A 12,260-nucleotide genomic window follows, 5' to 3' on the forward strand; every position below is an offset into this window, starting at 1 on the left:
TCGCCGGGTGAGTGATCAGCTTCTTGTGCGCGGCGCGCGCGAGCACAACCTCCGCAACGTCAGCCTCGAGCTCCCGCGCGACCGGCTGATCGTGTTCACCGGCCTGTCAGGTTCCGGGAAGTCCTCGCTGGCGTTCGACACCATCTTCGCGGAGGGGCAGCGGCGCTACGTGGAGTCGCTGAGCTCCTACGCGCGCCAGTTCCTCGGGCAGATGGACAAGCCCGACGTCGACTTCATCGAGGGCCTCTCGCCGGCCGTCTCGATCGACCAGAAGTCCACCAACCGCAACCCGCGGTCCACCGTCGGCACCATCACCGAGGTCCACGACTACCTCCGCCTGCTCTTCGCGCGTGCGGGCACGCAGTTCTGCCCGGTCTGCGGCGAGCGGGTGACGGCGCAGACGCCCCAGCAGATCGTCGACCGGCTGCGCGAGCTGCCGGAGGGCACCCGGTTCCAGCTGCTCGCACCGATCATCCGGGGACGCAAGGGGGAGTACTCCGAGCTCTTCCGTGACCTGCAGTCCCAGGGCTTCGCGCGCGCCCGGGTGGACGGGGCGGTCTCGCCCCTGGCCGAGCCGCCCGTGCTCGACAAGAAGCTCAAGCACGACATCGACGTGGTGGTCGACCGCCTCGTCATCCGTGACAACGTCCGGCAGCGGCTGACGGACTCCGTCGAGACGGCCCTGCGGCTGGCCGACGGCCTCGTGGTCGTGGAGCTGGTGGACCTGGACAAGGACGACCCCGCGCGCGAGCAGCGGTTCTCCGAGAAGCGGGCGTGCCCCAACGACCACGCCCTCACGCTCGAGGAGATCGAGCCGCGCACCTTCTCCTTCAACGCCCCGTACGGCGCCTGCCCGGAGTGCACGGGCATCGGCTCCCGCCTCGAGGTCGACCCCGAGCTCGTGGTGCCGGACGAGGAGCTCAGCCTCGCCGACGGCGCCGTCGCGCCGTGGGCGGCGCAGGGCGAGTACTTCCTGCGTCAGCTGCGCGCCCTGGGCGAGCAGCTCGAGTTCTCCGTCGACGTCCCCTGGCGGCAGCTGCCCAAGCGCGCGAAGCAGGCAGTGCTCTACGGTAACGACTACGAGGTGAAGGTGCGGTACCGCAACCGGTGGGGCCGGGAACGTGCCTACACCACCGGCTTCGAGGGCGCCGTCGACTTCATCAAGCGCAAGCACGACGAGACCGAGTCCGAGTGGTCGCGCGAGCGGTACGAGGGCTACATGCGGGAGACCCCGTGCCCGGTCTGCCAGGGCGCGCGCCTCAAGCCCGAGGTGCTCGCAGTGCGGCTCGGCGACCTCAACATCGCCCAGCTCAGCGACCTGTCCATCGCCGACGCGAAGGTCTACCTCGACGGGCTCACGCTCGGGACGCGCGAGGCGGCGATCGCGGGCCAGGTGCTCCGGGAGATCCACGTACGCCTGCAGTTCCTGCTCGACGTCGGCCTGAGCTACCTCAGCCTCTCCCGCCCGGCGGCGACGCTCTCCGGCGGTGAGGCGCAGCGGATCCGGCTGGCCACCCAGATCGGCTCCGGCCTGGTCGGCGTGCTGTACGTGCTGGACGAGCCGAGCATCGGGCTGCACCAGCGGGACAACCGGCGGCTCATCGAGACCCTGACCCGGCTGCGCGACCTCGGCAACACCCTCATCGTCGTCGAGCACGACGAGGACACGATCCGCGTGGCGGACTGGATCGTCGACATCGGCCCCGGTGCCGGCGAGCACGGCGGCCACGTGGTGCACTCGGGAGACCTGGAGGGCCTGCTCGCCACCGAGGACTCCGTCACCGGCGCGTACCTCTCCGGCCGGCGCTCCATCTCCATGCCGGCCAAGCGCCGGAAGGTCGACAAGAAGCGCCAGATCACGGTGGTCGGGGCGCGGGAGAACAACCTCCAGAACGTCAGCGTCTCCTTCCCGCTCGGCACGTTCGTGGCGGTCACGGGAGTGTCCGGCTCCGGGAAGTCGACCCTCGTCAACTCGATCCTCTACCGCGTGCTGGCGGCCGAGCTCAACCGGGCCCGCAACGTGCCCGGCCGGCACACCCGCGTCACCGGGTTGGACGAGCTCGACAAGGTGGTGCACGTCGACCAGTCGCCCATCGGCCGCACGCCCCGCTCCAACCCCGCCACGTACACCGGCGTCTGGGACAACATCCGCAAGCTGTTCGCGGAGACCACCGAGTCGAAGGTGCGTGGATACGGCCCCGGGCGCTTCTCGTTCAACGTCAAGGGCGGGCGCTGCGAGTCCTGCAAGGGCGACGGCACCATCAAGATCGAGATGAACTTCCTGCCCGACGTCTACGTCCCGTGCGAGGTGTGCCAGGGCGCGCGCTACAACCGGGAGACGCTCGAGGTCCACTACAAGGGCAAGACCGTCGCCGAGGTGCTGGACATGCCGATCGCGGAGGCGGTCGAGTTCTTCGGCGCGGTCCAGAAGATCCGGCGCTACCTGCAGACCCTGGTCGACGTCGGTCTCGGCTACGTCCGGCTCGGGCAGCCCGCCACCACCCTGTCCGGGGGCGAGGCGCAGCGCGTCAAGCTCGCGGCCGAGCTGCAGAAGCGCTCGAGCGGGCGGACCGTCTACGTGCTCGACGAGCCGACCACCGGCCTGCACTTCGAGGACATCCGCAAGCTGCTGCTCGTGCTGCAGGGGCTCGTGGACAAGGGCAACACCGTCATCGTCATCGAGCACAACCTCGACGTCATCAAGAACGCCGACTGGGTCATCGACATGGGGCCGGAGGGTGGCTCCGGCGGCGGCACGGTGGTGGCCGCGGGGACACCCGAGCAGGTCGCCGAGGTCGAGGCGTCCCACACCGGTCAGTTCCTGCGGGAGGCGCTCCACGGTTCTCTGGTCCGCGTGCCCTCCTGACGCGACCAGCTCCGCCGTCGTCCCCCGACGTTCGTCGCGGGACGACGGCGGACGTCTCCCGTGGTGACGGCGGACGTCTCCCGTGGCGAGGCGTCGGCGAGTCTGCCCACGCCGACCCTCTTGTGGCTAACGTGGGGACATGGGAGCACTCCAGACGTACAACGTCACCGTCGACTGGACCGGGGCCGACGAGCGTGGGACGGCGAGCTACGCCAGCTACTCGCGCGACCACGAGGTCCGGGTGGAGGGCAAGCCCACGCTGCTGGCGACGTCGGACCTCAAGGTCCGCACCGACGTCAGCCGGTACCGGGCGGAGGAGCTCTTCGTCGGCTCCCTGTCCCAGGCCCAGATGCTCTGGTTCCTGCGCACCGCGGCCAAGCACGACGTCGTCGTCCTCGGCTACGCGGACAAGGCCACCGGCACCCAGCGCGTCGAGGGGGCGGGGTCGGGGCCCTTCGTCGAGGTGGTGCTCCGGCCGAACGTCACCTACGCCGACCCCATGAGCGAGGAGGCGGCGGCGCGCCTGCACCACGAGGCCCGGGAGTACAACCACCTCGCCCGCTCGGTCGGGTTCCCGGTGCTCGTCGAGCCCGTGGCGGTGCCGGTCCCCACGGCCTGAGCGCCGCGCGTCCGGGCGCCCGCGGGGTGCGTCCTGGTGTCGTCGCGCTGACGTAGGCTCGAACGCATGGCCGATCCGTCCACGTACCGACCCCGGCCCGGGGAGGTGCCCGACCAGCCCGGCGTCTACCGCTTCAAGGATCCCCACGGGCGCGTCATCTACGTCGGCAAGGCCAAGAGCCTGCGCAGCCGGCTGGGCAGCTACTTCCAGGACCTCGCCGCGCTCCACCCGCGCACCCAGCAGATGGTCACCACCGCCGCGTCGGTGGAGTGGACGGTCGTCGGCACCGAGGTCGAGTCCCTCGCCCTCGAGTACGCCTGGATCAAGGAGTTCGACCCGCGGTTCAACGTCAAGTACCGCGACGACAAGTCCTACCCCTTCCTCGCCGTCACCATGGGCGAGGAGATCCCGCGCGTGCAGGTGATGCGCGGCGCCAAGCGCCCGGGCACCAGGTACTTCGGGCCGTACACCCACGCGTGGGCCATCCGCGACACCGTCGACCAGCTCCTGCGCGTCTTCCCCGTCCGGACCTGCTCCGCGGGCGTGTATCGGCGCGCCCAGTCCTCCGGCCGCCCGTGCCTGCTCGGCTACATCGACAAGTGCTCGGCGCCGTGCGTCGGCCGGATCTCCCCGGAGGACCACCGCGAGCTCGCCGAGGAGTTCTGCCGGTTCATGGAGGGGGAGACGGGGCCGCACCTGCGGCGCATCGAGCGGGAGATGAGGGACGCGTCCGCCGAGCTGGACTTCGAGCGCGCCGCCCGCCTGCGCGACGACGCCGCGGCGCTGCGCCGCGTCGTCGAGAAGAACGCGGTCGTGCTCCCCGACGGCACCGACGCCGACATCTTCGGCCTCGCCGCGGACGAGCTGGAGGCCTCGGTCCAGGTCTTCCACGTGCGCGGCGGGCGCATCCGCGGTCAGCGGGGCTGGGTCGTGGAGCGGGTCGAGGACGTCGACGACGCCGGCCTGGTGGAGCACCTGCTGCAGCAGGTCTACGGCGACGCGCAGCCGGAGGTCGCGCCGCGGGACGAGCGCTCCGTGGGCAAGGCGCGCTCGCGCCGCACCGACGGGCAGGCGACCAGCGTCGATGACGTGCGGCACACCCCGACCACCGCCGTCCCGCGCGAGATCCTCGTGCCCGTGCTGCCGACCGACGTCGAGGGCATGACCGCCTGGCTCTCGGGGCGGCGCGGCGCGAAGGTCCGCGTCCGCGTGCCGCAGCGCGGCGACAAGAAGAACCTCGCCGAGACGGTGCGCACCAACGCCGAGCAGGCCCTCGCCCTGCACAAGAGCCGCCGGGCCGGGGACCTCACCAGCCGGTCCCAGGCGCTGTCCGAGCTGCAGGACGCCCTCGGCCTCGCCGACTCGCCGCTGCGCATCGAGTGCTACGACATCTCCCACACCCAGGGCTCGCACCAGGTCGGCTCGATGGTCGTCTTCGAGGACGGGCTCGCCAAGAAGTCCGAGTACCGCCACTTCATCGTGCGCGGCGAGGACGGGCAGGGCGCCCGGGACGACACCGCCGCCATGGACGAGGTGCTCCGGCGCCGGTTCCGCCGGTACGTCGCCGAGCGCGACGCAGAGGAGCAGGCCCGCAACGGCCGGCCCGCGGACGCGGGGGCGCTGGCCGTGGGCGCGGCCCTGGCGGGGGACGACCCCGACCGGTCCGACACCGTCGACATCGACACCCTGGACGACGACGGCGTCCCGCTCCGCTCGGGCCCGGTGGACCCCACCACCGGGCGGGCCCGGAAGTTCGCGTACCCGCCGAACCTCGTCGTCGTCGACGGCGGGCCGCCCCAGGTCGCCGCGGCCCAGCGCGTGCTCGACGAGCTCGGCGTGGACGAGGTGGCGCTTGTCGGCCTGGCCAAGCGTCTGGAGGAGGTCTGGCTGCCGGGCGACGACTTCCCGGTGGTCCTCCCGCGCACCTCCCCGGCGCTGTACCTGCTGCAGCACCTGCGCGACGAGTCGCACCGTTTCGCCATCACCCACCACCGCTCGCGCCGGGCCAAGGCGATGACCAGGTCCGTCCTGGACGACGTCCCGGGCCTCGGGCCCACCCGCCAGCGCGCGCTGCTCAAGGCGTTCGGCTCGGTGAAGAACATTCGCGCGGCCACCGTCGAGGAGGTGGCGGCGGTGAAGGGGATCGGCCCGCACACCGCGAGGGCGGTCCTTCAGGCGCTCGGCGCCTCGCCGGGCAGCGCCGCGTCACCCGCCGACGCCGCCGCGGGCGACCCCGCACCGGCGGACCGGCGACACCTGGCATCCTGAGGGCATGGAGACACCGGGGAACGAGGAGCGCAGGCCACCGACGGTGCCGGAGGGGATCCCCCTCCTCGACGAGGAGGCCAAGCTCCCGCAGAACGAGCGGCCGGAGCTCCTGATCATCACGGGGATGTCCGGGGCGGGCCGCTCCCGCACCGCCGCGGCCCTGGAGGACCTCGACTGGTACGTCGTCGACAACCTGCCGCCCCGCATGCTCGCCGCGCTCGCCCGGATGATGACGCCGGGGGAGGGTGGCGTGCACCGCCTCGCCGCCGTGGTCGACGTCCGCTCGCGCGAGTTCTTCGCCGAGCTGGTGAGCGTCCTGGACCAGCTGCGCCTCCAGGGGACCGACTACCGGATCGTCTTCCTCGACGCCGACGACGATGTGCTCGTGCGCCGCTACGAGTCCGTGCGCCGCCCCCACCCGCTGCAGGGCGACGGGCGCCTCCTGGACGGCATCACGGAGGAGCGGCAGCTGCTCGCGCACCTGCGCCGCAGGGCCGACGTCCTGATCGACACCACCGACCTCTCGGTCCACGACCTCGCGCGCAAGGTGCGCGAGGTCGTGGCGGGGGAGTCCGACCGACCGCTGCGCCTGACCGTGGTCTCCTTCGGCTTCAAGTACGGCCTCCCGCTCGACGCCGACCACGTGGTCGACGTCCGGTTCCTCACCAACCCGTACTGGGTCTCGGAGCTGCGCCACCTCACCGGGACCGACGAGCCGGTGCGCGACTACGTCCTCGGCCAGCGCGGCGCCACCGAGTTCGCCGACCGCTACGTCGACGCCCTCGCCCCGGTCCTCGACGGTTACATCGACGAGCTGAAGCCCTTCGTCACCATCGCCGTGGGCTGCACGGGCGGCAAGCACCGCTCCGTCGCCATGGCGGAGGCGATCGCCCAGCGGCTCCGCGACCGCGGGCAGTCGGTCCGGACGCTGCACCGGGACCTGGGGCGGGAATGAGCCTCATCCCCGACGGCGGCACGCCGCCGCCCGCCAGCCTGCAGCCCGGCGCCCGCGGGCCCGCCGTCGTCGCCCTCGGCGGCGGCCACGGCCTCGCGGCGACGCTCGGCGCGCTGCGTCACCTCTCGCAGAACCTCACCGCCGTCGTCACCGTGGCGGACGACGGCGGATCCTCCGGCCGCCTGCGCCACGAGCTCGGCGTACTGCCACCCGGCGACCTGCGCATGGCGCTCTCGGCGCTGTGCGACGACGGCGAGTGGGGCCTGACCTGGCGCGACGTGCTGCAGCACCGGTTCGTCTCCGACGGCCCGCTCAACAACCACGCCGTCGGCAACCTGCTGATCGTGGCGCTGTGGGAGCTGCTCGGCAACGAGGTCGCCGGCCTGGACCTGGTCGGGCGTCTGCTCGGCGTGCACGGCCGGGTGGTGCCGATGGCCGCGGTCCCGCTCGAGATCGAGGCCGAGGTGAAGTCGGGCGAGGGCACGCGGACCATCCGCGGCCAGTACAACGTGGCTGTGACGCCCGGCCGGGTCGAGCGGATCCGCCTGGTGCCCGACGCCCCGCCGGCCTGCCCCGAGGCGGTCGCGGCCGTCCGGGCCGCCGACTGGGTCGTCCTGGGCCCGGGTTCCTGGTACACCTCGGTGATCCCGCACCTGCTGGTGCCCGAGCTCGCCGAGGCGCTGCACACCACCCCCGCCCGGCGCGCGCTCACGGTGAACCTCTCCGCGCAGGTGGGCGAGACCGACGGCATGACCGCCGCGGACCACGTCCGCAGCCTGCACGAGCTCGCCCCCGACCTGCGCCTCGACGTCGTCCTGGCGGACCCCACCGCCGTCGAGGATCTCGACGACCTCACCGACGCCGCCCGGGCGTGCGGGGCCGAGGTGCTGCTCCGGCAGATCGGTGTGGGGGACGGCACAGCACGTCACGATCCGCTCCGTCTGGCCGCGGCGTACCGTGACGCGTTCGAGGGAGTGCTGGGGGACGTCCATCGATCCCGGCAGGAAAGCGCGGGGGAATGAGTGCGAAGATGGCCGGCATGTCGTTGACCTCTGCCGTGAAGGACGAGCTTGCCCGGGTACGGGTGGACAAGATGTCGGCCCGCAAGGCCGAGGTGGCCGCGACCCTGCGTTTCGCGGGCGGGCTGCACATCATCTCCGGGCGCATCGTCGTGGAGGCGGAGCTGGACGCCGGGATCGCCGCCCGCCGCCTGCGCCAGACGATGCAGGAGGTCTACGGGCACCACTCCGACATCATCGTCGTCTCCGGCGGCGGCCTGCGCCGGGGCAACCGGTACGTGGTGCGCGTGGTCCGCGACGGCGAGTCCCTCGCCCGGCAGACCGGTCTGCTGGACAACCGCGGCCGGCCCGTGCGCGGGCTGCCGCCCCAGGTCGTCTCCGCCGGTGTCGCGGAGGCGACGGCGGCCTGGCGCGGCGCCTTCCTCGCCCACGGCTCGCTCACGGAGCCGGGGCGGTCGAGCTCGCTGGAGATCACCTGCCCGGGTCCGGAGGCCGCGCTCGCGCTGGTCGGCGCCGCCCGCCGCATGAACGTCGCGGCCAAGGCCCGGGAGGTGCGGGGGATCGACCGCGTCGTCATCCGCGACGGCGATGCCATCTCCGCGATGCTCGCCCGCATGGGCGCCCACGACGCGGTGCTGGTGTGGGAGGAGCGGCGCATGCGCCGGGAGGTGCGGGGCACCGCGAACCGGCTCGCGAACTTCGACGACGCCAACCTTCGGCGCTCCGCCAGGGCCGCCGTCGCCGCCGGGGCGCGCGTGGAGCGCGCCTTCGAGATCCTCGGCGACGACATCCCCGAGCACCTCGTCGAGGCCGGGCGGCTGCGCCTCGCCCACAAGCAGGCGAGCCTCGAGGAGCTGGGCCAGCTCTCGGACCCGCCGCTGACGAAGGACGCCGTCGCCGGCCGGATCCGGCGTCTGCTCGCGATGGCGGACAAGCGCGCGCACGAGCAGGGCATCCCGGACACCGAGGCGACGCTGACCCCGGAGATGCTCGACCTCTGAGGTCCGGCGCGCTCCGGCGTTGGTCCGCTCCGGCGTCGGTCCGCTCCGGCGGTCGGTGCGCTCCGGCGTCGGTCCGCTCCGGCGTCGGTCCGCTCCGGCGTCGGTCCGCTCCGGTGTCGGTGCCACTCGGCTCGCCAGTTCCGGCCCGGGCCCCCGGCCCTTGTGAGTGCAGTCACAGGGCCCCGGCGGACCATGGTCCCCGGGCGTTTTGTCCCTCCGTGGGTAGACTCGACAGTGCTGGTCGAGGTGCTCACCGCGCTTCTCGCGTGGAGGCGGCGCCCCGGCCGGGAGCACCCTGAGCGGTGCTGAACGAATCCGGACAATGCGTGCGCCGAGCGGCGCACTCCAGGAGGACACTGTGACCATCCGCGTCGGCATCAACGGCTTCGGCCGTATCGGACGTAACTTCACCCGCGCCGTGCTCGAGTCGGGCGCCGACATCCAGATCGTGGGCGTCAACGACCTGACCGACAACAAGACCCTCGCGCACCTGCTGAAGTACGACTCCGTCTTCGGCGTTCTCAAGGAGAACGTGTCGTACACGGAGGACAGCATCACCGTGGGCAACCAGACCTTCAAGGCGCTCGAGGAGAAGGACCCGGCCGCGCTGCCGTGGGGCGAGCTCGGGGCCGACATCGTCATCGAGTCCACCGGCCGCTTCACCGACGCCACCAAGGCGAAGGCCCACATCGACGCCGGCGCCAAGAAGGTCATCATCTCCGCGCCGGGCACGAACGAGGACGCCACCTTCGTCATCGGTGTGAACCACACCGACTACGACCCGGCGAACCACCACGTCATCTCGAACGCGTCCTGCACCACGAACTGCCTGGCCCCGATGGCCAAGGTTCTCGACGAGCAGTTCGGCATCGTGCGCGGCCTGATGACCACGGTCCACGCCTACACCGCCGACCAGAACCTCCAGGACGGCCCGCACAAGGACCTGCGCCGCGCCCGCGCCGCGAACCTGAGCATCATCCCCACCTCGACCGGCGCGGCCAAGGCCGTCTCCCTCGTCCTCCCGCAGCTCAAGGGCAAGCTGGACGGCTACGCCCTGCGCGTCCCGACGCCGACCGGCTCGGCCACCGACCTCACCTTCACCGCGGGCCGCGAGGTCACGGTCGAGGAGGTCAACAACGCCATCAAGAAGGCCGCCGAGAACGAGCTGAAGGGTGTCCTCGAGTACACCGAGGACCCGATCGTCTCCAGCGACATCGTGGGCAACCCGCACACGAGCATCTTCGACGCCGGCCTGACCAAGGTCATCGGCGACCAGGTGAAGGTCGTCTCGTGGTACGACAACGAGTACGGCTACTCCAACTCCCTGGTGAAGCTCACCGAGTACGTGGGCGAGCGTCTCTGACCCCGTAGCTCGGCAGCAGTGACGGACGTCCGCGTGCGCAGCATCCGCTCGCGCACGCGGACGTCCGCGCGTCGGGGCACGTACGGCCCCACCGCGCCCACGACGTAGACGACGTAAGGAGCATCTTCGTGAAGACCATCGAGGACCTCGGGGAGCTGCGCGGCAAGCGCGTGCTCGTCCGTTCCGACTTCAACGTCCCGCTGGACGGGACGACCATCACCGACGACGGGCGCATCCGGGCTGCGCTGCCGACGCTGCAGGCGCTGCTGGCGCAGGGCGCGCGCGTGCTCATCACCGCGCACCTGGGCCGCCCGAAGGGCACGCCGGACGCCAAGTACTCCCTCGCCCCCGTGGCCGCGCGTCTCGGCGAGCTGCTGGACGCCAAGGTCACCCTCGCGAAGGACACCGTCGGCGAGGACGCGAAGTCCGTCGTCGCCGGCCTGGCCGACGGCGAGGTCGCCCTGCTGGAGAACGTGCGCTTCGACGCCCGCGAGACCTCCAAGGACGACGCCGAGCGCGGCGCGTTCGCCGACGAGCTGGCTGCGCTGGCCGACGCCTTCGTCTCCGACGGCTTCGGCGTGGTGCACCGCAAGCAGGCCTCCGTCTACGACGTGGCCCAGCGGCTCCCGCACGCGGCCGGCAAGCTCGTCTTCAAGGAGATCGAGTCCCTGAGCCGCGCGACCGAGAACCCGGAGCGGCCCTACGTCGTCGTCCTGGGCGGGTCCAAGGTCTCCGACAAGCTCGGCGTGATCGCCAACCTGCTCGGCAAGGCCGACCGCCTGCTGATCGGTGGCGGCATGGTCTTCACGTTCCTGGCCGCCAAGGGCCACGGCGTCGGCTCGTCCCTCCTCGAGGAGGACCAGATCGACACCGTCAAGGGCTACCTCGCCGAGGCGGAGCAGAAGGGCGTCGAGATCGTCCTGCCCACCGACATCGTGGTCGCCCCCGAGTTCAAGGCGGACGCGCCCGCGACCACCGTGGCGGCCGACGCCATCCCCGCGGACCAGATGGGCCTGGACATCGGCTCCGAGTCGCAGCAGGCGTTCGCCGCGAAGATCGCCGACGCGAAGACCATCGTGTGGAACGGCCCGATGGGCGTCTTCGAGTTCGACGCGTTCGCGGCCGGCACGAAGGCCGTGGCGCAGGCCATGTCCGACGCCGACGGCTTCACGATCGTCGGCGGCGGCGACTCCGCCGCGGCCGTGCGCACGCTCGGCTTCGACGAGGCCACCTTCTCCCACATCTCCACGGGCGGCGGCGCGTCCTTGGAGTACCTCGAGGGCAAGACTCTCCCCGGCATCGCCGTACTGGAGGACTGAATGGCCAACGCACGCACCCCGCTCATGGCGGGCAACTGGAAGATGAACCTCGACCATCACGAGGCCATCGCCCTGGTCCAGAAGCTCGCCTGGACGCTCAAGGACGCCAAGCACGACTACGCCTCGGTCGAGGTCGTCGTCGTCCCGCCGTTCACGGACCTCCGGTCCGTGCAGACCCTCGTCGACGGCGACAAGCTCGACATCCGCTACGGCGCCCAGGACATCTCGGCGCACGAGTCGGGCGCCTACACCGGCGAGATCTCCGCCGTGATGCTCGCCAAGCTCGGCGTGAGCTACGCCGTCGTCGGGCACTCGGAGCGCCGGCAGTACCACGCGGAGGACGACGCGCTCGTCGGCGCCAAGGCCAGGGCGGCGCTCGGCGCGTCGATCACGCCGATCATCTGCGTCGGGGAGGGTCTCGACGTCCGCAAGGCGGGCGAGCACGTGCCCTACACGCTGGCTCAGGTGGACGGCGCGTACGACGGGATCAGCGCCGAGCAGGCCGCGAAGACCGTCATCGCGTACGAGCCCGTGTGGGCGATCGGGACCGGTGAGGTCGCGACGCCGGAGGACGCGCAGGAGGTGTGCGGCGCCATCCGCAGCCGCCTGGCCGAGCTGTACGACGAGTCCGTCGCCCAGAGCGTCCGGGTCCTGTACGGCGGGTCCGTGAAGTCCTCGAACGTCGCCTCGATCATGGCCAAGGAGGACGTCGACGGCGCCCTCGTGGGCGGCGCCAGCCTGAAGGCCGAGGAGTTCGCGGCCATCGTCCGCTTCCAGGACCACCAGGTCGGCCTGTAAGGGCTCGTACCGACGCTGCCGACGTGGCCGCGCGCCAGCACCGCTGGCGCGC

General features: G+C 71.9%; 9 protein-coding genes. All 9 read left to right on the top strand.

Translation table 11 applies throughout. The features are described from left to right. Positions 1 to 7 precede the first annotated feature (7 nt). Positions 8 to 2,866, top strand: coding sequence for an excinuclease ABC subunit UvrA (uvrA, locus tag ABD774_RS04395; RefSeq protein ID WP_345038074.1), 2,859 nt, complete (start codon positions 8 to 10; stop codon positions 2,864 to 2,866). Positions 2,867 to 3,005: 139 nt separating this feature from the next. Further along, positions 3,006 to 3,485, top strand: a complete 480-nt coding sequence (locus ABD774_RS04400; RefSeq protein WP_248255793.1) for an OsmC family protein — start codon at positions 3,006 to 3,008, stop codon at positions 3,483 to 3,485. Positions 3,486 to 3,551: 66 nt separating this feature from the next. Further along, positions 3,552 to 5,753: an excinuclease ABC subunit UvrC gene (uvrC, locus tag ABD774_RS04405; RefSeq protein WP_345038077.1), complete on the top strand. Its 2,202-nt coding sequence runs from the start codon at positions 3,552 to 3,554 to the stop codon at positions 5,751 to 5,753. A 4-nt stretch (positions 5,754 to 5,757) separates the two neighbouring features. Further along, positions 5,758 to 6,708 (top strand): RNase adapter RapZ, encoded by a 951-nt coding sequence (rapZ, locus tag ABD774_RS04410; RefSeq protein ID WP_345038079.1) that lies wholly within the window; start codon positions 5,758 to 5,760, stop codon positions 6,706 to 6,708. Beyond that, entirely contained in the window at positions 6,705 to 7,730 is a 1,026-nt protein-coding gene (locus ABD774_RS04415) for a gluconeogenesis factor YvcK family protein (RefSeq protein WP_345038081.1), read from the top strand. The genes rapZ and ABD774_RS04415 overlap by 4 nt, the downstream gene beginning before the upstream one ends. A 17-nt stretch (positions 7,731 to 7,747) precedes the next feature. Further along, complete coding sequence (gene whiA / locus ABD774_RS04420) at positions 7,748 to 8,728, top strand: DNA-binding protein WhiA (RefSeq protein ID WP_345038083.1); 981 nt, start codon at positions 7,748 to 7,750, stop codon at positions 8,726 to 8,728. Positions 8,729 to 9,086: 358 nt separating this feature from the next. After that, positions 9,087 to 10,091, top strand: a complete 1,005-nt coding sequence (gap, locus tag ABD774_RS04425; protein ID WP_345038086.1) for a type I glyceraldehyde-3-phosphate dehydrogenase — start codon at positions 9,087 to 9,089, stop codon at positions 10,089 to 10,091. Between the two features lie 128 nt (positions 10,092 to 10,219). Beyond that, entirely contained in the window at positions 10,220 to 11,410 is a 1,191-nt protein-coding gene (locus tag ABD774_RS04430; protein WP_345038088.1) for a phosphoglycerate kinase, read from the top strand. Further along, entirely contained in the window at positions 11,411 to 12,208 is a 798-nt protein-coding gene (gene tpiA, locus ABD774_RS04435; RefSeq protein WP_345038090.1) for a triose-phosphate isomerase, read from the top strand. Positions 12,209 to 12,260: the final 52 nt, after the last annotated feature.

This window comes from Georgenia daeguensis (assembly GCF_039537705.1).
Taxonomy (GTDB): domain Bacteria; phylum Actinomycetota; class Actinomycetes; order Actinomycetales; family Actinomycetaceae; genus Georgenia; species Georgenia daeguensis.

What these genes read in the sequence shown, in the direction of transcription:
- ABD774_RS04400 (WP_248255793.1), top strand. Translation starts at nt 3,006, where the DNA reads ATGGGAGCACTCCAGACGTACAACGTCACCGTCGACTGGACCGGGGCC.
- rapZ (WP_345038079.1), top strand. Translation starts at nt 5,758, where the DNA reads ATGGAGACACCGGGGAACGAGGAGCGCAGGCCACCGACGGTGCCGGAG.
- whiA (WP_345038083.1), top strand. Translation starts at nt 7,748, where the DNA reads ATGTCGTTGACCTCTGCCGTGAAGGACGAGCTTGCCCGGGTACGGGTG.
- tpiA (WP_345038090.1), top strand. Translation starts at nt 11,411, where the DNA reads ATGGCCAACGCACGCACCCCGCTCATGGCGGGCAACTGGAAGATGAAC.
- uvrC (WP_345038077.1), top strand. Translation starts at nt 3,552, where the DNA reads ATGGCCGATCCGTCCACGTACCGACCCCGGCCCGGGGAGGTGCCCGAC.
- ABD774_RS04415 (WP_345038081.1), top strand. Translation starts at nt 6,705, where the DNA reads ATGAGCCTCATCCCCGACGGCGGCACGCCGCCGCCCGCCAGCCTGCAG.